Below are 23,726 nucleotides of genomic sequence, written 5' to 3' on the forward strand. Positions count from 1 at the left end.
AAGCTATATCTTTGCAAAATAGCGGATAGAACATTTGTATCCGTATATAATATATAAGGATAGAACGATGGATGCAAAAGGAAAAATATTGATTATAGATGATAACGAGGACGTGCTCTTTGCACTGAATCTTTTGTTGGAACCTTACGTGGAAAAAATAAAAGTCACCACCCAACCGGCTCGTATTGAACATTTCATGACCACTTTTCAACCCGATGTCATTCTGCTTGATATGAATTTCCGCCGGGATGCTATCAGCGGACAGGAAGGATTCGATTGTCTGGAACAGATCTTAAAGTTAGACCCACAGGCCATTGTCTTGTTTATGACTGCTTATGCAGATACAGATAAAGCTGTACGGGCTATCAAGGCGGGTGCCATCGACTTTATTCCCAAACCTTGGGAGAAGGAAAAACTGCTTGCTACGCTCTCATCGGCTATCAAGCTTCGTGATTCCCGCAAGGAGGTCAGACAACTGAAAGAACAAGTGGTAGCCTTGAGCGGGCAGGATGAAGAGATGCCTCAAATGATAGGGCAGTCAACTTCCATGCAGGAAGTTTTTGATACCATCCGGAAATTGTCGGATACTGATGCCAATATTTTAATATTAGGTGAGAATGGAACCGGTAAGGATTTGGTGGCCCGTTCTCTCCGTTATTTTTCTCCTCGCCGTGAATGCCCCTTCATAACGATTGATTTGGGGAGCATACCCGAATCATTGTTCGAAAGTGAATTGTTCGGCTATGAAAAAGGAGCCTTTACAGACGCTCGCAAAGCCAAGGCGGGACGTATGGAGGTGGCTTCGGGAGGAACGCTCTTTTTAGATGAGATAGGGAATTTGTCATTACCTATGCAGGCCAAATTGCTGACAGCCATAGAAAAGCGGCAGATTTCACGTTTGGGAGCAACGGATACGATTCCTATTGATGTTCGGTTGATCAGCGCGACCAATGTAAATATCCGGCAATTGGTGGAGGAGGGCAATTTCCGTCAAGATTTGCTGTATCGCATCAATACGATCGAGATCCCCATTCCTCCCTTGCGGGAAAGAGGGGAGGATGTGCTTTTGCTGGCTGATTATTTCTTACAACGATATACGCATAAATATAAGAAAGAGATAAATGGACTGAGCCGCGAAGCCAAGCAGAAGCTTATGCGTTACCATTGGCCGGGGAATGTACGCGAATTACAACATGCTATAGAACGGGCGATTATTCTTTCGGACTCACCGCTGTTGAAGCCTGCCAATTTCATGTTGCAGCCACAACCCGAAAAGAAGATGAATACGGATGAGGTGCTGAACCTGGAACAATTAGAGCGCAATGCCATAGAGCGTGCCATGAAACGCAGCGAAGGAAACTTGAGCCGTGCAGCGGAGTATTTGGGGATTACCCGTTATGCTCTTTATCGGAAACTTGAAAAATTAGGTTTATGAGTAGTTTACAAACTTTACGGATGATAGCTTGTATGCTGCTGATGGGTGGCGCAGCTATAGCTGCATATCTGTTTTATCAACATTCACTCTATTTTTGCCTGTTGTTTTCGCTGTTGATAATGGCAGGTATCATCATTTATATTTGCCAATGGCAACATAAAACGACCCGTATGATATCGCGAATGATAGAGGGCATTCGTTATGCTGATTTCTCACTGAGTTTTTCCACCCAGCACAAAACCCGTGCAGAGCAACGGCTGGCACAAGAAATAAATGATGTTGTCGCAGAGTTCCGTACCCGGTTGTCCGAGAACGAAGAACGGTATCAATATTATGAGACATTGCTGAATACCGTTGACAGTAGTTTGCTGGTAGTAGACAGCCAGTGTGATATACATTGGATGAACCGGGCAGCCATGCAGGATTTGTGCGGATATCGTATTCATTCTGTCAAGGAACTGGCTCTGTTAAATCCTGAATTTCCTGGCATAATCCTGTCGCTACAGCCTGGAGAGATTAAAACGGTACGAATACATAAAGGAGATGTTATACAGGAGTTGGCAGTTACGGTATCCGAATATTCCGCCCACCATGGTACGGAACTTCGGCTGGTTAGTTTAAAGAATATCCATGCGGTATTGGAGGAAAATGAGATGGAAGCGTGGCAGAAGCTGATCCGTGTGCTCACTCATGAAATAATGAACTCTATTGCACCCATTATTTCATTAAGTGAGACATTGAATGAACGTGCCGTACAAAACGGTATGAATGAAAAAGATTACAACATCATGTTGCAAGGCATGCGGACTATTCATAGAAGAAGTAAAGGATTGCTGAATTTTGTGGAAAACTATCGTAAGCTTTCCCGTCTGTCTGTTCCGATACTGGCTCCGGTAAATATAGGTGAGTTGCTGGGTGATATGAAAAAGCTGTTTCCGAATAAAGACATACGGTATATATATAAGGTGGAAAACATGGAAACAACTTTGATGCTGGATCGCTCACAAATAGAACAAGTATTGATCAACTTACTTAAGAATGCAAGTGAGGCTTGTTTGGAGCAAACTTGTCCCGAAGTGATTGTCAGTACGCATGGTGATCCGGAAAAACATTTGTTTTTCCTTTCCGTCTGTGATAACGGAAGTGGTATTCTTCCTGAAGTCTTGGATAAAATCTTTGTTCCTTTCTTCACAACGAAGCCTACAGGTAGTGGCATCGGACTCAGCTTATGCAAACAAATCATGAATTTACATGGTGGAAGTATCTCGGCAAGTAGTGAAATAGGGAAGGGGAGTTGTTTTACGTTGAAATTCCTTTGTTGCGAATAAAAAAAGTTTCGATGGTAATAATCTAGTTTACAATGAAATAAAGAATCGAATAAAAAAGAGTTAGAAAAAAAGATCTTCAAACATTTGCGTATATAAAAAAAAGCCGTACCTTTGCATCGCTTTTGAGAAACAAAGCAACTACAAAACATAAAGATTCGGGGTGTAGCGCAGTCCGGTTAGCGCACCTGCTTTGGGAGCAGGGGGTCGTGGGTTCGAATCCCGCTACCCCGACAGGCGAGAATTAAGGAGTTACGGTAAAACGTGACTCCTTTTTTATTGCTCAGTTTGGGCGGTTTACGGCTCATCCGAAAAAAGGACGAATCCGGTTTCAAAATCAACTTCAAAAAGCAGTGAGGCATAAACACCCTAAATGTCTTAGTGCGAAGAGATAAAAATCAAAAATCACTATTTCTAGGTATTTCAGAATCTCTTTCAAACCTTTTACTTTGCAGCAAACAAATTAAATGATTTGCTGTATGAAAAAAATGGGTATAATTTATGGTTCCTCTACTGGAACTTGTGAAAGCATCGCACAGACAATAGCTGGAAAATTAGGTGTGGCATCAGCGGATGTAATTGATGCAAGCAAAATCACCACAGAAAAAGTGGGAGGTTATGATATCTTATTATTAGGGACTTCCACTTGGGGGGACGGTGAATTGCAAGACGATTGGTATGATGCTATTAAAACAGTAAAGGCCGCAGATTTGAATGGTAAAATAGTTGCTCTCTTTGGTTGTGGGGATTCAGAGTCCTATTGTGATACATTTTGTGATGGTATGGGAGTTTTGTACGACCAGTTAAAGAATTCCGGTTGCACTTTTGTGGGAGCAGTTTCTGCCGATGAGTATTCGTATTCATCTTCCATAGCGGTAATCGACGGGAAATTTGTAGGTTTGGCTCTTGACGATGTGAACGAAAGTGACAAGACCGAGGAACGTATAAACAATTGGATGGAAGAAATAAAGAAGAACCTGTAATTTTGACAATTGCCTTATGATAGCTTCAGACATTAACCCGGTAGAATTGAAAGTATTTCTGAATCATATTTATGAATTAAAAAAAGGAGTACGTCAGATGGTACTCTATACAACCAATAGGAAGTATGAAAATTTTGCTGTAAAACGGCTGACTAATCAAAAGATTAATTACATAATCCAGCCAGTGGGGAATGATAAGATAAACCTGTTTTTTGGTAGAAAAGAATGCATTAATGCCATTCGTTTCCTGGTGACCCAGCCGCTGAACAAACTGTCACCCGAGCAGGATTTTATTCTTGGGGCTATGTTGGGGTATGATATTTGTGCACAATGCAAACGTTATTGCAAACGTAAAGTACAATAATTTCAATTTCACGTAGTTTTAAATGTCGCAGTAAAGGGGTGTCTGAATCATTTTCAGGCATCCTTTTTGTCTTTTGTGTGAACTATCTTTTTATCTGTTTTGTTACATTATTAGCATAAACCTTAAAAATGAAAAGAGATGGATAAAGAAGAAAAGAAAAAGACGGAACAAAAGGATAAGCTGATGAATAGTGGTCGGCGGTATCCTGTAGAACAGGTGTCCAATACGGGTAAACCTACTAGAAAGCAGGTGAAAGCAGCGGTAAAAGAATTGAATCCAGACGTGAACAGTTTGGGGAGTAGAGGGTAATTTAAAGCTGGATACAGTAATGGATATAACTGAAAAGATTGAAGAGGCGAAACGGTCGGATTCATTGTTGCTGCTCGTATTCTATGCAGATTGGTCTCCTCATTATGAATGGATTGAACCGTTGGTGCATGAATTTGAAGAGCCGGTCAACATTGTGAGAGTCAATATAGAAGCCAATCGGAAGGTAGCCGATATTTATGAAATAGAAATAGCTCCTAGCTTTGTTCTTCAACGCAAAGACAAGGTATTATGGGAAAAAACAGGCAAAGTATTCCCGGGAGAATTAAGAGATGTCATTGAAATGTTCAAGAATTGAGATCCGTATATCCGTACGGATGAAAAAAAGTTCCGTTGGTATGCAGCTACGGGACTTTTTTTCTTGTAGGCGGTTTTGTACAATGGAAAACATATCGTACCTTTGCCAAACAATTGATTAAATTTAAAGAATATATGTTCAGAAGTCATACTTGCGGAGAGCTTAGACTTTCCGATGCAGGCAAAAGTGTAACGTTGGCAGGTTGGGTACAGCGTGCACGTAAAATGGGAGGGATGACGTTTGTCGATCTCCGCGACCGTTACGGTATTACCCAATTGGTATTCAACGATGCGGTGAATGCCGAACTTTGTGAACGTGCCAATCACTTGGGGCGTGAATTTGTTATTCAAATAGCTGGTGAAGTGAACGAGCGTTCAAATAAGAATATGAATATTCCCACTGGTGAAATTGAAATTATCGTATCGGAATTGAATGTACTTAATTCAGCGGTGACTCCTCCTTTTACGATAGAAGATAACAGTGACGGAGGTGATGATATACGTATGAAGTTCCGTTATTTGGATTTACGCCGTAATTGTGTGCGCAAAAATTTGGAGCTCCGTCATAAAATGACAATGGAGGTACGCCGATATTTGGACAGCAAAGGATTCCTGGAAGTGGAAACTCCTATGTTGGTAGGTTCCACTCCTGAAGGGGCCCGTGACTTTGTTGTTCCTTCACGTATGAATCCGGGACAGTTTTATGCACTGCCACAGTCTCCGCAAACACTGAAGCAATTGCTGATGGTTTCCGGCTTCGATCGTTACTTCCAGATTGTAAAGTGTTTCCGTGATGAAGATCTTCGTGCAGACCGTCAGCCAGAGTTTACTCAGATAGACTGTGAGATGAGTTTCGTTGAACAAGAAGATATCATTTCCACTTTCGAAGGAATGGCAAAACATTTGTTCAAGGAGTTACGTGGAGTCGAGCTGAATGAACCGTTCCTGCGTATGACATGGGCCGATGCCATGAAATATTACGGTAGTGACAAACCGGATTTGCGTTTCGGCATGAAGTTTGTGGAGTTGATGGATATCATGAAAGGTCATGGTTTCCCTGTTTTTGATGATGCGACATATATTGGTGGTATCTGTGCAGAAGGTGCTGCAAGTTATACCCGTAAACAGTTAGACCAATTAACTGAATTTGTCAAGAGACCTCAGATCGGTGCGAAAGGTATGGTTTACGCCCGTGTGGAAGCTGATGGCAATGTAAAATCTAGCGTAGACAAATTCTATTCACAGGAAGTACTTCAGCAGATGAAGGAAGCTTTCGGTGCCAAGCCGGGTGACTTGATCCTGATTCTGAGCGGTCCTGATGCCATGAAGACCCGCAAGCAGTTATGCGAGCTCCGTCTGGAAGTGGGACGTCAGCTGGGACTGCGTGACAAGAATAAATTTGCTTGTCTGTGGGTCGTTGATTTCCCGATGTTTGAGTGGAGTGAGGAAGAAGGCCGTCTGATGGCTATGCATCATCCGTTCACTCATCCGAAAGAAGAAGATATTCCTTTGTTGGATACAGATCCGGCTGCTGTTCGTGCTGATGCTTACGATATGGTAGTAAACGGTGTGGAAGTAGGAGGCGGTTCAATTCGTATCCATGATTCACAATTGCAGGCCAAGATGTTTGAGATTTTGGGCTTTACTCCGGAAAGAGCACAAGAACAATTCGGCTTCCTGATGAATGCATTCAAATACGGAGCACCTCCTCATGGTGGTTTGGCATACGGTCTTGATCGCTGGGTTTCTTTGTTTGCAGGACTTGATAGTATCCGTGACTGCATCGCATTCCCTAAAAACAATAGCGGACGCGATGTGATGTTGGATGCTCCCGCTGCTTTGGATCAATCACAATTGGATGAGTTGAATCTGGTTGTTGATATAAAAGAAGAAAAGTAAGTCTTGTCCGTTTTTATAGAGTCATATTAAAAGACCGATAACGGAGTGATCCGAACAAAGCGTAGCGAATGCTGTTTCAGCTAATTCGCTACGCTTTGTCTTTTGGGGCTCAAAGTAGTTCGATAAACTGAAACAAATTACAAACAAATGAAGGAAGCATATAAAAATAAAGCCTATGAAAGAGAAAAATACGGTTAGGATAAAGCGTTATGAATCACCCTGCGGGGTGTTGCTGCTCGGTTCGTTTGGCGAAAAACTCTGCCTGTGTGACTGGCAGGTGGAAAAACATTGCGATCGTGTGAATCAACGGTTGAAGCGGATATTGTGTGCCGAATTTGAAGTAAGTACATCAGAAATAATCGAAGAAGCAATAGAGCAACTCAACGAATATTTTGCAGGACAACGCAAAGAATTTAATGTGCCGCTTCTTTTTGTGGGCACGGATTTTCAGAAAACAGTATGGAATGAACTGCTAAAAATACCATTCGGCAAGACAATTTCTTACGGTGAAATGGCCAGGCATATCGGGATGCCCCAAGCAGTTCGTGCGGTAGCCAATGCCAATGGTGCAAATTCCATATCAATCTTTGCACCTTGTCATCGTGTGATCGGCAGTGACCACTCGCTGACGGGATATGGAGGCGGACTGTCCGCTAAAAAGTTTTTATTGGAATTGGAATCACAACCTCGGTTAATGTTATGAGCAGATAAGAAACATTTCCGATACTGTAATAATAAATAAAAAGGAATGGGTGATGAAAATGCCCATTCCTTTTTCTCATATCTTCTTAATGAATTACCATGTTGTTCCTTGGAATACACTACTTTCGTTATAAGGAACCAGATATCCGTTCATTGTCAGCGTATTGCCCGAGAAGTTTGGATTTATAGTAACACTAGCCTGATTGGTTCCGCCAGTCAGTACAATGGAAACGGTGGCCGAAACGGCAATACCATTAATTCCATAATTATAATACACATTACCGTCTTTATCCTGACGCATGCTTATTCCGTTCACATTTCCCTGAACCGTGACACCTCCCAAGCCGTTCGGACTCCAGTTATACACAAAATTAGTAAAGGCGGTCTGGACAAGACCTTGTCCATCGTTTACTTCTACATAATTCGTGTTAGAGGAAACAAAACGCATTATTCCGTTACGGAATACCACGTTATCAGCTTCTAATACAAAAGAACCGCTTTTTAAGGCATCAATTGCCTGGACATAGGATATAGAGTCCTGCTGGGCTTCCAAGGCTTTCTTTTCCTGACGCTCTTTCTTCCATGCTTCGCGTTTGGCGTCTTCTCTTTGTTTTCTGGTTTGTGCATTTGTTACTCCGCTGAAGCAAACAAGTAACAATGCGGCTAAAAATAATACTTTTTTCATAATTAAGCTGTTTAGTAAATCAATAATATCTTTTGAATATTCTGATTACTAAAACAGCTTTAACCATGAATTGTTTAACGAATATGTGAATTTATATAACGATAACGTTTGTATTTAATCTATAAAGCGTCGGGTTAGATTTTCAAACTCATCAATACGTCGGTCACGGAGGAAAGGCCACCAGCGACGAACATTCTCGCTACGGGTCATATCCAGTTCCACTACCATATTTTCTTCATCCATATTGCCGGCTTGTGCCAGTATTTCCCCTTGCGGGCCTGCCACGAAGCTATTGCCCCAAAATTGGATACCGTTCGTCTGACCGGAAGGATCGGGTTCATGCCCTACACGGTTCACGGCGATAACCGGCAGCCCATTTGCCACGGCATGGCCACGCTGCACAGTTACCCATGCACCTAGTTGCCGGATTTTCTCTTCTTGAGTGTCTGTGCTTTCCCAACCGATGGCTGTAGGATATATAAGAATTTCAGCACCTTTCAGTGCCATCAGACGTGCACCTTCGGGATACCATTGGTCCCAGCAGACTTGTACACCTAGTTTTCCCAGCGAAGTCTGAATGGGTTCAAACCCCAGGTCACCGGGAGTAAAATAGAATTTCTCATAATAAGCGGGATCATCGGGAATATGCATTTTTCGGTATTTTCCTGCTATACTGCCATCTTTGTCAAAAACGACGGCTGTGTTGTGATATAGTCCCGGGGCACGCTTCTCGAATAACGAAGTAACCAGTACAATGCCGTATCCGGCAGCCAGCTCGCTGTAGAAACCGGTAGAAGGACCGGGAACCGGTTCTGCCAAATCAAACATATCCGTATCTTCTGTCTGACAGAAGTAAGGGGTGTTGTGCAACTCCTGCAATATAACCAGCTGTGCACCTGCTGCCGCCACTTGTTCTATATTGCGGTGCAACTTGCTCAAATTGTGACGGATATCATTTGTGCATGTCTGTTGGATAATTCCTACTTTAATCGTTCTTTTCATACATATATTTATTAATATACACCTTCGGGATATTGCATGGTGACGCAATGCAGCGAGCCATGTTGCTTTATTAAAGCAGTGCAGTCAATACCTACTATCTCTCTTCCGGGAAATGCTTCCACCAATACTTCTTTGGCGCGCATGTCATTCACAGGATCAGCATAAGTAGGATAGAGCACAGCTTCATTCATTATCAGAAAATTGGCATAAGTTGCCGGCAAGCGATGATGTTCTTCATCATAAGCAGCACTTGCCATGGGCAGCGGAAGCAGACGGTATGGCTTGCCGTTCAAAGTGCGGAATGCTTTTAGTTCTTCTTCCATCATTGCCAGTTCTTTATAGTGCTCATCTTTTTCATCGGTACACTTTACATACGCAATGGTATCATCCGGACAGAAACGTGCCAATGTGTCCACATGGCTGTCTGTATCATCTCCTGCCAGATAACCGTGTTTCAACCATAGAACCTGTTTTAAATTGAATGTTTCTTTTAGAAAATCCTCCACTTCCTGTCGGTCCATTTCATTTCTGTTTTTAGCCAGCAAGCATTGCTCTGTAGTCAACAGGCTTCCTTTCCCATCACTTTCTATGGAACCTCCTTCTAAAATAAAATTCCGGCAGAAAACATATTCACCTTTCAGAACAGGATGGTGAAAATATAGTTCGTTATTAATCTGGTTATCATAATTTGCGGCAAACTTTAGTCCCCAACCATTAAAGCAGAAATCCAGCAGCAGGGGAGTAGCGTCTTCTTCCAGCATGGTGATAAAAGCGTGATCGCGTGCCCAAGTATCATTTGTATTGACTTTTGATGTGACAAGTTTTTGGATATCAGCTCCATAATGATCCAGACTATCTCTTATGGAACCGGGATCTGGAGCCACAATCAACAAATTCTGACGTTTCAAAATCTCATAAGCGATCTTAAGAAAACAGTCATTTACTTCGTCCAACATGTATGCCCAGTCTGTGTCTTTATGGGGCCATGTTAGTTGAATCAAGCTTTGTTTATGCCATTCGGCGGGTAAATAGGACCTGTTCATATTTTTAAATTTACATTGCAAAGATAGTGAATAAATTATAGGTTAATTAGTCATCGCTTCGTTTCTGTAGCGAGTTTTTCCGTCTTTTCCATAAGAACCAGCGGAACAGTTCGTCCCAAGTGTTGAAGTCTTTTTTATACATGAGACCTATTCCTTGAGTGGTCAGAGTGGATTTAGTGAAATAGCGGTCATTAGTCTGATTATATCCTCTCAAACGGAAATCTCCGTTTTTTGTCAATAACCATATCGCTTCAAAGTCTCCTACGAAGTTGCTATTTGCCATCACATTCTCCTTGTAGCCGAAGTTTCCATTTATCATCAGCCTGTTGTTCAATAACCTGCCGGACAGCATGGCTTCTGCCTCTACATCTGTCCAGCCTTTTTCACCCGTACTCAGGTTGGCACCTATGTTCCAGTTTTTATTGTCCATCCATTGGGACAACATATTGTTCAGCTGACCGGAAAGTGTGCTGAAGGCTAAAGAACTGGTCGCATTAGAGGATTGGTCGTTATTGGCATAATCATAGGTGTAGAACTTACCGATTCCCAGCAAATAAATAATCTGTGTATTCATTTGTTCTTCCGTGCTGGTGGCGCTACGTACCAATTCCCGGTCTTCCTCTCTTACAGTAGGCAGGTCCAAATCAAATTTAATGTCCGGATTGGATAAATTCCCTGTCAGATTCATCAGACAGTTTACTTTCACCGTGCCTTGGTTGCGCGAGGGGTCTACCACCAGATCACTTAAAGAAGCAGAGTTCACCGTGTACACCGCCTGTAAATCAAGATTCGCCTGATAAGGGTCACCAGAGAAAGTCACCGTGCCACCCGATTTTAAAGCAAAGTCCTTACGTATTACTTCCTGCATGCTTAGTTTATACATACCTTGATCTATGACATAACTGCCGAACATACGGAAATCACCTTTATTGAAAAAGTTCACTTGCAGGTTGCCACTTCCGGTTGCTGTAATATTATCTCCCGCTACAGGATCCATGATAATTTTCATGGTAGCACTGGGAGTTGCTTCTATCAACATGTTGATGCGGAGATCCATCGGAGGCCCGTCGTCCTCTTTGGTCTTATGCACATTGGAGTGGTGGTAAAGATTGGTTTCCACATCATCCTGAATGCGCTTGGGAGTTTTGTCTACAAAGGTGATAAACTGGTTGCTCGCTGCTTCCGTGGTTACTCCGGTTATATAAGTGAAACTGGTATTGCTGCCTGTGGTCAGTGAAGCATCCACTGTCATCGCATTGTTTCCACCATCCAGCACCACATTTCCTGTACCATATACTTTTCCGTAAAATGACATATCCCCGGCTTCGTTGGTATTGTACATCAACAGGTTGTTGCCTCGTATATTGAAATGGTACATCAGATTTTTCAGTTTTGTGTGATGCAGATAACCATTGACCAGTCCGTCATGTCCTTCACGGTCATATACTTTTACATTCCTAAAGTCCAGACTACCCGAAGATATATGTATGGAGTCGTCCCGGATTTGGAAATAGGTGTTCAACACATCAATTTTGGCATCCATTTTGGCCCTTACTTCACCTTCCAGATCCAAATGCTTGAAATCACCGTACAAACGGACGTGCCCGTTGACACGACCGTCTATTTCACTAAAAATACCTTCTATAAAAGGTTGCAGGAATCCCACATTCGTACTATCTGCCCGGATCAACAGGTCAAGGCCTTTTAATTTGGGAGAGACATACCCTGTCACATGAGTGGAGGAAATTCCTTTTTCCGCTATTTGGGCATCCAGTCGTACTCCGCCCAATTCCTTATCCCATACTCCTGTAATGTCGGCTTCTCCTAATAAAGAACGGTTCAGGCAGAAATTGTGCACATTCAGACGGGTCCGCATCACAGGGTTCTTCATGACACTTTTCAGATGAACCTTTCCGGTTACAAGCCCGCCAAACTCTACATCGTCAAACTGCACGATGTCCAGTACATAGTCCAGCTTGATATTTCTCAGATCCACCCGACAGGAATCACTCTCTTTTTGGGTCAGTTTACCATCTATTCTTAAATGCTGATCTTCATGTTCAAACAGGAAGTTATCAATGAACACACGTCCCGAGTCTATGGCGATATGCGATGGATGAATGTTCCATACCGTATCATTCAGCACTACTTTGGTGGGCTGTATGTTTATATCCGCCTGAAGAATAGGATGGGGGCCTTCTGTTTTAAAGAAACGGGTATCGGCGGCAAACTTACCACCGTAGGTCACATCAGTATTGTTTCCCCAGTTAATTGTTGTTTCCAAATGATCGTTTTTGGCATTGGCCTCCACCGAGAAGTTAAGCATTGCACCACTTTTCATCAACATGCCGCCTCGCAGTGAGCATTTGAACCGGTCGGAAGGATTCTCACAAAATAAAACACCCGAATCATACCGCGTTCCATTGTATTTGAATTCCGGAAAATGTCCTTCTACGTGCAATTTTTCCTCGCCATCGTTAAAATATCCTTTTAAAGATGCCGGAAGGTATAATTCCAGTGGAATCTGAAATAATTTGGATAGTACTTCGGTATTCTCCAGACAGATATCAAACTGGAAGTTATTGTGAGGATCGGGCATATTATCTTTTATAGTCAGTAAGGACGGAATATAGCGTTGTACTGTCTTCACTACGCTGGCGGGAATGGTGTGGTAGGAATAGTCACCGCGTATCACGGCTGTCATGAAGGATGAATTTATGCGCAACTCTTTTTCACCGCTTATCTGTCCGGCTGTAATAGTCAGGTTGTCAAGAAAGCATCCCCCTTCATCGGGAGCGTTTAATTGCAGGCTGTCCAATGAAATGCGCCCGTTCATGTCGTCAATGGATTTGCCGGTGAAATCGGCCGTAAGTCCCAGCGATATACTGGCATTTTCATAGTTGTCCGACAGATGGAGCTCGTGGGGGCGCAGGTCCTTAACGGATGCCTTCAGATTAAAATCAGGGATTGTTTTGGCAACATTGAAATTACCGTTTATCTGGACAGAACCATTTTCGTCGTCCATGGACAAGCGCCCGTTAAAGCCTCCGTCCTTATATACACCATCCAACATGATATTTTCATATTGATATTGACTATATTCAAAAGAAGATATGACTCCTTTGATATATGACTCCGGATATCGGTTCTTATAGTTGAAACCTTTCAGTTCCACATTGAAATCCACCTTGCCGAATTTCTTTTCCTGGTTCAGTAATTTTCCCAAATCCAAGTCAGCACTGGCCACACTGCCCGAATAGGTTCTGCTCATGCTTTGTTCATCAATGCTCATCATCACATCCGTTTTTACCATGCCTGCTCCTGTATGGAACAAGCCTGTCAATGTGAGGTCATGCAGATAGCCCGCCGCTTCTCCGTTAAAACGAATATAGTCCAAACGTTGCAACATAGGAGGAACCTTTCCCGCCAAGTTCGTCATCAGGATGCTTATTCCCTCTTTTGTCATGGTCAGATTACCCAGTTTGCCGTAAATGTACATATCCATGCCTGCATCCCAGTTACTCAAGGCAGCTTCACCTGCAATCATCAATCCGTGATGATTAGTCAGTCGCAGGGTGGGACAGTCCAAATGCTTGCCATGACCGGAGAAAACCAGATTTAGATCCAAAGGTTCTTCAAAACGTGACAAGGCAGGTACAAGGGAAGCCAGATCCTTCAGCACAACAGAAGCTTTCAAAGAGCCGTCATATATTATATTTTCTGTCATTTGGGGCAATTCGGGCAGGCTGTCATACTTCAAGGTCAAACTGTCTATCTTTAAAGCAGTATTTGAAAGTTCTACACCAAAATCCTTAATATCCAGACGTTTATTGTTGGCTGTAACTTTCATAGCAAATTTCTGCAATGAAAAACCACATTGTTCGTCAAAGCTGACCCGCCGGATAGCGGCATTCAACGAGTCGCTGCGCAATGCCTTCAGTGAAAGAGTTGCAGCGAGATTCTTCACCGATAGATGATGGGCATTGAACTTTCCGGGAGTTTCCGGTTCCGATAATATATCGTATGTCACTCTGCCACGTCTTATCAATACGGAATTAATTCGTAAATCCAGATTAGATTTTGTTTTAACCGTATCTTTGGATGCGAAGGCGTCTAACACAAACTGGAAATTAGGGGCAGATTCCGGAGTTTCCCGGTTCAAGTTGACCGTGAATCCGAAAAGCTGGACACTGCTGATGGTAACTTTACCGTTCAGTAAAGGAAGAAGGTCGAATTTTGCCGACAAGCGGGCTACTTTCAGCATCTCCTGATCCTTTCGGTCATGCAAAAGGACATCTTCCACGATGATACGGTTCAGCAGTCCCATATCAATCCGTCCTACAGATACCTCTGTATTCAGTATTGTTTTTAGTTCCTGAGCTACAAAAACAGATAATTTGCCCTGAACATACGGTATGTTCAGCAGCACAATTATTCCCAGGTAGACACCAATCAGTGTACCTAGCAGAATACGCACAGTGTACTTAAGACTCTTACTAGAAATCATTGTTTATTTTGGGCTAACAAAAATACGAATATCGTACGACGTAGCCCAAAATAAACGGAATTTTTTACTTGTTTTTATGCAATCTTTTCAACTCGAAGGAGAAAATGACACGGAAACATCCGATAATCAGGAAAGTAAGGGACAACATATAGAGCACGGTGACAGCGCCCAGTCCGGGTTGCCAGATGATAGCCATAGAGCAAAGAATGGCCAGAATGCCGAACACCAGATACCATCCCCAGTCCTTCGTGCCATAGCGTTTCAAATCTGTGGAATAGCCACACAATGTAAATCCTCTGAACATCAGCCAGAAAGCGACGATAAACGGAATCAGTTCCATGCTGACCAACGGATAGAATACCAGATAAATACCTATCAGTAAATCAATAATACCTCCGGCAAGATACCACCCCCAGCTGCTGATTGTTTTTTTGTTTCCGGCGGCAAAAAAGATTTCCAGAATGCCGCTGGCCAGGATCGAGATACTGAAGATGATACTCAGTGCCACATAACTGCTCACAGGAGAGAATAATAAACACAGCGCTACCGCAATGTAGAGCAATCCCAGTAACAGGGACATCCACCAATTTTTTACAGCGTAGCCTAAGCCACCCACTAATTCATTCATATTTGTTAAGTTTTAGGTTATAATTTGAACTAATAACGCCCTCTTTGCAAAAAGGTTTACCTGCAAATACAAAAAAAGTATTTAAATACCATCGGTTGACTTTTAGAACTCAAAAAATATTCCGAACTTTGCACGCTGAAAACCAAATTGATAGTTCTATTTACATTTTGAATAAAAATTGAATAAAAAAAGAATGAAAGATAACAAAATCCCTTCTCCGCTAGTATCCCTTTTACCCGTATTCGTACTCATTTTATTATTGTTTGTCACAATTCGTACGTTTGGGAGTGATGCCTTGTCTGGTGGCAGCCAGGTTTGCCTGCTGGTGGCTACAGCAGTTTGTGTGCTGACAGGTATGGCGGGATTCCGTCGTCCGTGGAAGGACTTCGAACTGGCTATTACCAATAATATAGCCGGAGTAAGTACCGCACTTATTATCTTGCTGATCATTGGAGCTTTGTCTGGTGCATGGATGGTCAGCGGTGTAGTCCCTACATTAATATATTACGGCATACAGGTTATTCATCCTCATTTTTTCCTGGTATCCACTTGCATTATTTGTGCAGTAGTATCTGTCATGACAGGCAGTTCATGGACTACCATCGCCACTATCGGCATCGCACTGATGGGAATAGGGAAGGCGCAAGGTTTCAGTGAGGGTTGGATTGCCGGTGCGATTATCTCAGGAGCTTATTTCGGTGATAAAGTTTCTCCGCTTTCGGATACCACCATTCTGGCATCGTCCGTAACGGATACACCGCTGTTCACTCACATCCGTTACTTGATGATTACCACTGTTCCGTCACTTGTTATTACTTTGATCATCTTTACCATAGCCGGATTGTCGCATGAAGCCACTGATACCGGTCATATCGCCGAATACACCCGTATATTGAGCGATAAATTCCATATTTCATGGTGGTTGATGATTGTCCCCGTTGTCACAGCGATACTGATTGCGCGTAAAGTGCCTTCCATCATCACTCTATTTGCCTCTACAGCTCTGGCTACCGTCTTTGCTTTGATTTTCCAGCCCGGACTATTATGCGAAATCGCCGGACAAGGAGCCGGGGGAGTTGCCGCCTTGTTCAAAGGAGGGATGGGAATGCTTTATGGTGGAACCCAATTGGAAACCGGTCATTCGGAAATAAACGAACTGATATCCACCCGCGGAATGGCGGGTATGATGAATACCATCTGGCTGATTATCTGCGCCATGTGTTTCGGAGGAGCGATGACAGCCGGAGGAATGCTCGGCAGCATCACTTCTGTCTTTGTACGTTTTACGAAAAAGCGGATAGGAATGGTGTCATCTACAGTTGCATCGGGCTTGTTTCTGAATCTTGCTACAGCGGATCAATACATATCCATTATCCTGACAGGCAATATGTTTAAAGATATCTACAGCGCAAACGGTTATGAAAGCAAACTGCTGAGCCGTACGACAGAAGATTCCGTTACAGTCACTTCGCCATTGATACCTTGGAATACATGCGGTATGACACAGGCCACTATCCTTAGTGTTCCCACCATTGTGTACCTGCCTTACGCATTCTTTAATATTATCAATCCGCTGATGAGTATCACCATTGCTATACTGGGATATAAGATAAAGAAAAAAGCAGAGCAGCCGGCCTGTCATAATGATGATAGGAGCTGATGATTATATATCTTTTACGTGAAAGATTAGCAGAGTTCAAAAAAAACATGTACATTTACACACCTTAATTAATCATTTTATATTTTTACACTAATATGAAGAAACACATCACATTCGCTCTTCTGTTTGCGGCTGCATTGACAGTCCAGGCGCAGCAGGGAGGCATTTCAAGCGAAATGCTGAATCAAATCAAACAAAGTTATCAGGCAACCCCCGCCGACAAAGCTATCCGTAACGCCTTAGGCGGAACAAGTATCAACACGTTGGCCTTGAACCAGGAGAACCGTGCCGATTTTGATACGGAATTTTCACACAAGGTGTTATCCAAGGGGATAACCGACCAACAATCTTCCGGTCGCTGCTGGCTCTTTACCGGACTGAATGTGCTCCGTAGCCAGATGATTGCCAAATACGGACTGGATGAGATGGAGTTCTCACAGAACTACTGTTTCTTCTACGACCAATTAGAAAAAGCTAACTTATTCTTACAGGGAATCATTGATACCAGTGGAAAACCCATAGACGACAAGATGGTGGAATGGCTGTTCAAGCATCCCTTGAGCGATGGAGGACAATTCACAGGAGTTTCGGATATTATAGAGAAATACGGACTGGTTCCCAAGCGTGCAATGGTGGAAACTTTCAGCAGTGAGAATACCGGAAAGATGAGTAACCTGATAGGATTGAAACTGAAGGAATTTGGTTTACAACTACGTGAAGCCGCCGCTGCCGGAGCGAAACCGGCCGAACTGGAAAAGAAGAAGACAGAAATGCTGGGAACGGTTTACCGTATGCTGGTGCTGATCCTTGGCGAACCTGTTTCCACCTTTACATGGAGTCTGAAGGGTGGGGAAGCGAAAGAATATACTCCGGTGTCTTTTTATAAAGAATTTTTGGGAAATGATTTGACCAATAACTATGTGATGCTGATGAATGATCCCAGCCGCGAGTTCTATAAATGTTATGAAATAGATTTTGACCGTCACCGTTATGATGGCAAGAATTGGACTTATGTAAACTTGCCGATAGAGGATATTAAAGAAATAGCCATAGCTTCCATCAAGGACAGCACTATGATGTATTTTTCTTGTGATGTAGGCAAGTTCCTCGATAGCAAACGTGGCTTGTTGGACCCTGATAATTATGATTACGAATCATTGATGGGAACCACTTTCGGCATGGACAAGAAACAACGTATCCAAACCTTCTCCAGTGGTAGCAGTCATGCCATGACCTTGATGGCGGTGGACTTGGATAAAGCGGGAAAACCGAAAAAATGGATGGTGGAAAACAGTTGGGGCAGTGCCAGCGGATACAGAGGACACCTTATTATGACGGATAAGTGGTTCGACGAATATATGTTCCGTGTGGTGGCAGAAAAGAAATATGTTCCTGCCAAAGTGCTGGATATTTTGAAACAGAAACCGATCCGTCTTCCGGCATGGGATCCGATGTTTGCTGACGAAGAATAAGTGTCATCTCTTTGCATTGTATATAATTTAAACGGACTGTACAGATAAAGAAAGACTGTACAGTCCTTTTTTTATGTAAAATAGTTCACGAAATATTTGTTCATGCTGGAAATATTGTTTTCCTTTGTAATAACAAATAAAGAAAGGAGATAATAAGATGTTGACAGATTATCCATCTATACCTGTGCTGACGGGGCAGGTTGCCACGGATTTTGTAATCCGGGCAGAAAAAAATGCCCATAAGCGCATTCCTAAACTGACGAAGAAAGAGCAGGAAATGCTGAAAATGGTTCGTGAGAAAAGCAAGAATTTTAAATTCTGATTCAATAATGGACTTTTCCCTTTACACACATTGCGTGTTGCTGGCGTACAACGAAGAGGTTAGAAAACAATGCTCTGCATTTTCTTGTGGAAATACAGAACTTGATAAATTTTTCGAAAAAGATGCTGAAAATTATGCGGTAGAAATGTTGGGGAAGAGTTATTGTTGGGTAACAGACGACGAACAGAAGCAGATTGTTGCCATATTTACAGTGTCCAATGACAGTATAAAAACAAAAGATTTATTGTCCTCTTCTAAAAATAAGCTACAACGTCATATTAATAATCTTAAACGTGGACGTAGTTATCCTGCTGTTTTGATAGGACGTTTTGCAGTAAACAAACTCTTTCAGGGGAATGGCTATAAAATAGGTTCCCAAACAATGAATTTTATTAAGAGCTGGTTAATAGAACCGGATGATAAGACAGCCTGTCGTTTTTTGGTAGTCGATGCATACAACAAAGAATCCGTTCTGTCGTTTTATTTGTCCAATAACTTTCTTCCTTTATTCAAGACGGAAGAGGAAGAAAAAGCTTTTTATCATATCTCGACAGAAGAACAACTCCACACCCGTTTGCTATATTTTGATTTAAAGATTAGGTAAATAAGTTTACCCCACCTCTACACATTGCATTATATCGGGACGGACTGCACAGAAAAGATAGACTGTGCAGTCCGTTTTTTATTCCAGAATATTGTTTATGTCTCTTTATTTTACTTTTCTTTGATTTCTCTCTTGCAAAAAGAAATATAATAGAAAGAACAGGCTTATTACAGTGATGAGTTATATTGTATAATAGGCTGGGGAAAGGCGTTTCTCGCATTCTAGGTATAATTAAAAAATGGGAATCTCTTCGTAAGAGAACCCCATTTTTGTGCAAATATAGCCCATATTTGCTTTAAACGCAATTTTTCGTGTTGAAAAAATAGGAAAAAGTTGTAAACAGGTGCACCTTGTTTACAAAAATATCATGTGATAAAATCAGTAAACTTCCAATTATCAGATGTTTAACATGGCTTTGGGGTTCTCTTACGAAGAGAACCCCAAAATATAGAGGATATCTGATCACAAATCTGTTCCTCTTTTTCAAATAAAGGAATGATAAAATGTAATGTTTTGATGGGAACAACGAATAACAATCAAGACATAACGAGCGAAGCGCCTAAGTTACTGCTAAGCAGTTCAATCGCCTCTGTTTCAGACCCGGGGTCAAATGCAGGAATCAAGCTACAGGCTGGAATAGGGAAAGAACACTCTGAACTCTCGTGGTACTATATGTATCTTTCCTATAAGGAACTGAAACGCTATATTGCAGTTTTTAGTGGTAGGAAAGCTGTAAAGCTCCGTAGTTCGGAAGGGGTAACCGAGGATTGTTATTTCTGTTTTAGGGTATTTTCTTATACCGAGGCAGGTCATCGGAAACGTTTCGAACAGTGTGATTATACCAAACAAGAATATGCCGCTCGCTGTGAATCCGCCCAAATAGTGAAGGAAGCCTTTTCTACCGGCTCTGCCTCACTGCTCAATGCTTTGACAGACGAAGAGGAAGTGCAAGGTAGCGGTTGGCTGTTTGTCTGTGCCCCTTTGGAGCAACTTCAGCGCATCCTGTCTGCCATGCTTCCTCGACAGTATTTGGTAACGGACTACGTTACCCATCGTGCTGCGGTTATCCCCCAGCGTCAGATGGAGGAGTTCATCTATCTATATGAATCCATGCCTTATAATATTGAACTGTTGAATCGGCCTTTGGAGGCTTATCTCCAGAAGAAACAACGTATTCGTATCACCGGCGGTATCTTCCATGGTAAGGAGGGGTGCATTATGCGTCTGCATCGTAATACAAGGCTGGTGTTCGCTTTTGGAAATATGACGGTGGCTATCAGCTATCTTCATGCTTTTCCGTTTGAGAAGGTGGACTAGGAGTACGTATTAATATTCTCTACTTGACTGAATGACAATAATATGTCCAATTCCTTAAAACAAGTTACAACCCGAGGTATTCTTTGGAGTTCGATAGAACGCTTTTCTGTGCAAAGCATTCAGTTTGTCATCATGATCATCATGGCCAGACTGTTAACTCCGGAGGATTACGGCCTTGTCGGAATGCTGACCATATTCTTGGCTGTTTCCCAATCATTGATAGACAGTGGATTCTCCCAAGCCTTGATACGTAAACAGAACCGAACAGAGGTAGATAATTCTACTGTGTTTTATTTCAATATAGCTGTTGGTTTTGCGCTTTATCTGTTATTCTATATTTCCGCGCCTTGGGTGGCGGATTTTTATGGGTTGCCCGAACTTTCCTTGGTGATGAGGGTGGTATGCCTAGGTATCATCTTTAACTCACTGGCCGTAGTCCAGCGTGCACTGCTGACGGTAAAAATAGATTTCAAAACCCAGGCAAAGGCATCCTTGATTGCTGCTGTTATCTCCGGTGTGGTGGGTATTATGTTGGCCTATACAGGATTCGGTGTCTGGGCATTGGTATGCCAGCAACTGGTCAATCTGGGGATAAACACCTTCTTATTATGGATCTTTTCAAAATGGAAGCCCATGAGAACCTATTCCTGGAAATCTTTCAGGGAATTGTTCTCCTTTGGCTCCAAACTGTTGGCGTCCGGTCTGCTGGATACTACTTACAGCAATATTTATCCCATTGTCATAGGCAAGGTCTTTTCCGCCGGTGATTTGGGACACTATACACGGGCGCAGCAATTTTCAGTTTTCCCCTCTTCCAATATTACAGGGATACTGCAACGTGTGACTTTTCCCGTACTTTGCAGCATACAGAATGACATTGACAGATTACGTGGAGTGTATCGTAAATTTCTCAAGTTGTCCGCTTATGTGGTCTTTCCTCTTATGACAGGACTTGCCGCGGTTTCCTTTCCGTTTATCCGGATTGTATTGGGTGAGAAATGGATGTTCTGTGCGGTTCTGCTTCAAATCATCTGTTTCTCGATGATGTGGTATCCTATTCATGCCATCAACCTGAACCTGTTACAGGTACAGGGACGTTCCGATCTTTTCCTTCGGTTGGAAATTATCAAGAAGGCGATAGGGGTCAGCATCCTTTGCCTGACCATTCCTCTAGGCCTGAAAACCATGTGCTTTGGGGGAGTGGTAAGTTCCATCCTTTGCCTGGTAATCAATACCTTTTATACAGGAAAGCTGATACAAGTCGGTTTTATCATGCAGATGCGCGACTTGTTTCCCACTCTGGCGGTTTCCTTGCTGATGTTTGTCCTTGTGCTTTCCCTTCAGTGGATGACGGAGAATCTGTATGCCCAGTTGCTGGGCGGCATCCTTTTGGGCAGTGGGTTTTATCTGGCTGTAACAAGGCTTCTCCGTTTTCAGGAACTACAGGAACTGTTTTCATTGTTATCAAAAAGATAAATTAAAAAAACTTGATATGGATAAAAGTTTGATCACAGTAACGTCTCCGTTACTGCCGGACCTTGACGATTTTCACGCAATGCTCAAGGAGATTTGGGCGGGCAAGTGGATAACCAACAACGGTTCTTTTCATAAGCGGCTGGAAAAGGAACTGGCTGCTTATCTGAAAGTACCTTTTATCAGCCTTTTCACCAATGGGACACTGCCATTGATAACCGCCTTGCAGGCTTTGAGAATAACGGGCGAGGTGATAACCACCCCTTATAGTTTTGTGGCTACCACCCATGCCCTCTGGTGGAACGGCATCACTCCGGTCTTCGTGGATATAGACCCGTCTACAGGTAATATGGATCCGGACAAGATAGAGGCTGCCATTACACCCAGAACGACGGCCATCATGCCGGTTCATGTGTATGGAAAGCCCTGTGATACCGTGCGTATTCAGGAGATAGCCGACAAGTATGGCTTGAAAGTCATTTATGACGCGGCCCATGCGTTTGGTGTGGAAGTAAACGGTGAAAGCATTTTGAATGCGGGGGATATGTCTACACTCAGTTTTCATGCCACCAAGGTTTATAATACGATAGAGGGTGGTGCTTTGGTGATGCACGATGAACAGACCAAGAAACGTATAGACTATCTGAAGAATTTCGGCTTTGCCGATGAGGTGACCGTGGTGGCTCCGGGTATTAACAGTAAAATGGATGAAGTACGTGCCGCATACGGACTGCTGAATCTGAGACAGGTGGATTCCGCCATTGCTGCACGCCGTCAGGTTGCTATAAAGTACCGTGAAGCGTTGCGTGGGGTGGATGGTGTTACATTCTTTGATGATATGCCGGGCGTGAAGCATAACTATTCATACTTCCCCATTTTTATAGATGCAGAGAAATATGGTATGACCCGTGATGAACTTTATTACAGGATGAAAGAACACAATGTGTTGGGACGCAGATACTTCTATCCGCTTATCAGTACCTTTTCTACTTATAAAGGATTACAGAGTGCCGGACCGGAAAATCTTCCTAACGCGCATAAGATGGCAGACTGTGTGATTTGCCTGCCGATGCACCATGCGTTGAATCAAGAAAACATATATCGTATATTAAATTGTATTAGGAAATGACATCTTTTTATTCAGAAGAAGAATTACTATCAATAGGTTTTAAATCGTATGGGACTAATGTCTTGATTAGTAGATATGCAAGGTTTTATCGTCCGGAGAATATAATCATAGGTGATCATGTTCGTATTGACGATTTTTGTATATTATCAGCTGGTTCCTTAATAGAGGTAGGTAATTATGTTCATATTGCGTGTTATTCATCATTGATTGGAAATGGTAATATTATCATATCAGATTATTGTTCCATATCGGGTCGTGTAAGCATATATTCCAGTAGTGATGATTATTCAGGCAAATATATGACAAATCCAATGGTTCCTAGGAACTTCACAAATGTTACTGATGCTTCTGTTGTCTTGGAAAAACATGTAATAATAGGATGTGGAGCAACAATACTGCCTGGAGTTATTTTGGAGGAAGGGGTTGCCATAGGTGCAATGTCGTTGGTTCAAATGAATTGTAAATCCAATATGATATATACTGGAAATCCACTTAAAAGATTAATTCCTCGTTCAAAAGATTATAAAAAATTAGAAACCAAATTATAAAGAA

General features: G+C 42.5%; 21 protein-coding genes and 1 tRNA gene. 17 read left to right on the forward strand and 5 right to left on the reverse strand.

All coding sequences use genetic code 11. The annotated features are described in order from the left end of the window. The first annotated feature begins 67 nt into the window (after positions 1-67). The 9 genes from ACYQ0C_RS10010 to ACYQ0C_RS10050 all read left to right on the forward strand — a co-directional run bounded on the left by ACYQ0C_RS10010 (position 68) and on the right by ACYQ0C_RS10050 (position 7,333). Positions 68-1,435, forward strand: a complete 1,368-nt coding sequence (locus ACYQ0C_RS10010) for a sigma-54-dependent transcriptional regulator (protein WP_016276649.1) — start codon at positions 68-70, stop codon at positions 1,433-1,435. After that, positions 1,432-2,763, forward strand: coding sequence for a sensor histidine kinase (locus ACYQ0C_RS10015; protein ID WP_016276650.1), 1,332 nt, complete (start codon positions 1,432-1,434; stop codon positions 2,761-2,763). Before ACYQ0C_RS10010 ends, ACYQ0C_RS10015 begins: the two co-directional genes overlap by 4 nt. Before the next feature lie 156 nt (positions 2,764-2,919). Continuing rightward, positions 2,920-2,994: transfer RNA gene (locus ACYQ0C_RS10020), tRNA-Pro, on the forward strand. Positions 2,995-3,239: 245 nt separating this feature from the next. Then, a complete protein-coding gene (fldA, locus tag ACYQ0C_RS10025; protein WP_016276651.1) occupies positions 3,240-3,743 on the forward strand; it encodes a flavodoxin FldA in 504 nt (167 codons plus the stop codon). 16 nt (positions 3,744-3,759) lie between these two features. Then, on the forward strand, positions 3,760-4,107 hold the full coding sequence (locus ACYQ0C_RS10030; protein ID WP_016276652.1) for a DUF2023 family protein: 348 nt from the start codon (positions 3,760-3,762) through the stop codon (positions 4,105-4,107). A 138-nt stretch (positions 4,108-4,245) separates the two neighbouring features. Continuing rightward, entirely contained in the window at positions 4,246-4,416 is a 171-nt protein-coding gene (locus tag ACYQ0C_RS10035; RefSeq protein WP_016276653.1) for a hypothetical protein, read from the forward strand. 19 nt (positions 4,417-4,435) lie between these two features. Further along, positions 4,436-4,732: a thioredoxin family protein gene (locus tag ACYQ0C_RS10040; RefSeq protein ID WP_016276654.1), complete on the forward strand. Its 297-nt coding sequence runs from the start codon at positions 4,436-4,438 to the stop codon at positions 4,730-4,732. 134 nt (positions 4,733-4,866) lie between these two features. Continuing rightward, the gene (gene aspS / locus ACYQ0C_RS10045) at positions 4,867-6,630 is read left to right on the forward strand and encodes an aspartate--tRNA ligase (protein ID WP_016276655.1); all 1,764 of its coding nucleotides are present in this window, start codon (positions 4,867-4,869) and stop codon (positions 6,628-6,630) included. Positions 6,631-6,805: 175 nt separating this feature from the next. Continuing rightward, positions 6,806-7,333 carry a methylated-DNA--[protein]-cysteine S-methyltransferase gene (locus ACYQ0C_RS10050; protein ID WP_016276656.1) on the forward strand — a complete coding sequence of 176 codons (528 nt, stop codon included), beginning with the start codon at positions 6,806-6,808 and terminating at the stop codon, positions 7,331-7,333. 93 nt (positions 7,334-7,426) lie between these two features. Here ACYQ0C_RS10050 and ACYQ0C_RS10055 read toward each other — a convergent pair whose 3' ends face one another. The 5 genes from ACYQ0C_RS10055 to ACYQ0C_RS10075 all read right to left on the reverse strand — a co-directional run bounded on the left by ACYQ0C_RS10055 (position 7,427) and on the right by ACYQ0C_RS10075 (position 15,197). Further along, the gene (locus tag ACYQ0C_RS10055) at positions 7,427-8,017 is read right to left on the reverse strand and encodes a DUF4251 domain-containing protein (protein ID WP_016276657.1); all 591 of its coding nucleotides are present in this window, start codon (positions 8,015-8,017) and stop codon (positions 7,427-7,429) included. A gap of 114 nt (positions 8,018-8,131) precedes the next feature. After that, positions 8,132-9,019 (reverse strand): carbon-nitrogen hydrolase, encoded by an 888-nt coding sequence (locus ACYQ0C_RS10060; protein WP_016276658.1) that lies wholly within the window; start codon positions 9,017-9,019, stop codon positions 8,132-8,134. 11 nt (positions 9,020-9,030) lie between these two features. Beyond that, the gene (locus ACYQ0C_RS10065) at positions 9,031-10,062 is read right to left on the reverse strand and encodes an agmatine deiminase family protein (RefSeq protein WP_016276659.1); all 1,032 of its coding nucleotides are present in this window, start codon (positions 10,060-10,062) and stop codon (positions 9,031-9,033) included. Positions 10,063-10,108: 46 nt separating this feature from the next. Next, positions 10,109-14,569, reverse strand: coding sequence for a translocation/assembly module TamB domain-containing protein (locus tag ACYQ0C_RS10070; RefSeq protein ID WP_016276660.1), 4,461 nt, complete (start codon positions 14,567-14,569; stop codon positions 10,109-10,111). A gap of 64 nt (positions 14,570-14,633) precedes the next feature. Further along, a complete protein-coding gene (locus ACYQ0C_RS10075; protein ID WP_016276661.1) occupies positions 14,634-15,197 on the reverse strand; it encodes an HdeD family acid-resistance protein in 564 nt (187 codons plus the stop codon). Positions 15,198-15,390: 193 nt separating this feature from the next. Between ACYQ0C_RS10075 and ACYQ0C_RS10080 the strand changes: the two genes are divergently transcribed. The 8 genes from ACYQ0C_RS10080 to ACYQ0C_RS10115 all read left to right on the forward strand — a co-directional run bounded on the left by ACYQ0C_RS10080 (position 15,391) and on the right by ACYQ0C_RS10115 (position 23,722). Continuing rightward, positions 15,391-16,857 (forward strand): Na+/H+ antiporter NhaC family protein, encoded by a 1,467-nt coding sequence (locus tag ACYQ0C_RS10080; RefSeq protein ID WP_025076714.1) that lies wholly within the window; start codon positions 15,391-15,393, stop codon positions 16,855-16,857. A 95-nt stretch (positions 16,858-16,952) separates the two neighbouring features. Continuing rightward, positions 16,953-18,329, forward strand: a complete 1,377-nt coding sequence (locus tag ACYQ0C_RS10085; protein WP_016276663.1) for a C1 family peptidase — start codon at positions 16,953-16,955, stop codon at positions 18,327-18,329. Positions 18,330-18,486: 157 nt separating this feature from the next. Next, entirely contained in the window at positions 18,487-18,651 is a 165-nt protein-coding gene (locus ACYQ0C_RS10090; RefSeq protein WP_016276664.1) for a hypothetical protein, read from the forward strand. Next, positions 18,623-19,255: an N-acetyltransferase gene (locus ACYQ0C_RS10095; RefSeq protein WP_244964589.1), complete on the forward strand. Its 633-nt coding sequence runs from the start codon at positions 18,623-18,625 to the stop codon at positions 19,253-19,255. The genes ACYQ0C_RS10090 and ACYQ0C_RS10095 overlap by 29 nt, the downstream gene beginning before the upstream one ends. 516 nt (positions 19,256-19,771) lie before the next feature. Further along, positions 19,772-20,572 carry a hypothetical protein gene (locus ACYQ0C_RS10100; RefSeq protein ID WP_016276666.1) on the forward strand — a complete coding sequence of 267 codons (801 nt, stop codon included), beginning with the start codon at positions 19,772-19,774 and terminating at the stop codon, positions 20,570-20,572. Positions 20,573-20,614: 42 nt separating this feature from the next. Next, positions 20,615-22,048, forward strand: a complete 1,434-nt coding sequence (locus tag ACYQ0C_RS10105) for a lipopolysaccharide biosynthesis protein (RefSeq protein WP_016276667.1) — start codon at positions 20,615-20,617, stop codon at positions 22,046-22,048. 16 nt (positions 22,049-22,064) lie between these two features. Beyond that, on the forward strand, positions 22,065-23,174 hold the full coding sequence (locus ACYQ0C_RS10110; protein WP_016276668.1) for a DegT/DnrJ/EryC1/StrS family aminotransferase: 1,110 nt from the start codon (positions 22,065-22,067) through the stop codon (positions 23,172-23,174). Continuing rightward, positions 23,171-23,722 carry an acyltransferase gene (locus ACYQ0C_RS10115; RefSeq protein WP_016276669.1) on the forward strand — a complete coding sequence of 184 codons (552 nt, stop codon included), beginning with the start codon at positions 23,171-23,173 and terminating at the stop codon, positions 23,720-23,722. The genes ACYQ0C_RS10110 and ACYQ0C_RS10115 overlap by 4 nt, the downstream gene beginning before the upstream one ends. Positions 23,723-23,726 lie beyond the last annotated feature (4 nt).

The organism is Phocaeicola sartorii JCM 17136 = DSM 21941 (genome assembly GCF_054653615.1).